This is a genomic window from Bradyrhizobium sp. NBAIM08 (genome assembly GCF_020193935.1).
GTDB lineage: Bacteria > Pseudomonadota > Alphaproteobacteria > Rhizobiales > Xanthobacteraceae > Bradyrhizobium > Bradyrhizobium yuanmingense.
In genome coordinates this window covers 1-439 of sequence record NZ_JADYVR010000443.1, presented here as the reverse complement: position 1 = coordinate 439, position 439 = coordinate 1, and the positions used below count along the sequence as shown (strand labels likewise).

Sequence of the window (439 nt, the reverse complement as noted above, 5' to 3'; positions counted from 1 at the left end):
CAAGAGCGTCGACCTCGATCGGGTCCGTCACGCCACCGACCTTTAGGTCCTTAATAGCGGCGGCAAACTTCTGATCCAACTCTTTGACCGGGATCGGATCTGACTTGCCTTTATTCTTAGCGGCATCGGGCCGGTCGGAGTTCTCCGTTACGAGCTTTACAAAATCTGCTCCATTTCTGATCTGAGCGACAAGGTCCTTCGCCTTCGCCCGCGTCGCCGCCTCATCGCGGCCCGCAAAGTTCAAGTAGATCTCACTGAGCGTAACCGTTTCAGGTTTAGTGAATTTAGCTTTGTGCTTTTCGTAATATTCTTTTAGCTGTTTCGATGATTTGTCCCAATAAAGCTTGGACTGCACTTCTCGCTGGAGGACCTTTTCACGCGTAGCCTGTTTTCGCCAGACCTCACGCATCTCCGTAGGATCGACGTTCTGCTTGCGCAT

1 protein-coding gene is annotated in these 439 nt (G+C 51.9%); it reads right to left on the bottom strand.

Going from position 1 to position 439, the window contains the following annotated elements:
* A partial coding sequence (locus I6F37_RS40340) for a peptidyl-prolyl cis-trans isomerase (protein ID WP_225154426.1) occupies positions 1 to 439 on the bottom strand: 439 nt, incomplete at both ends.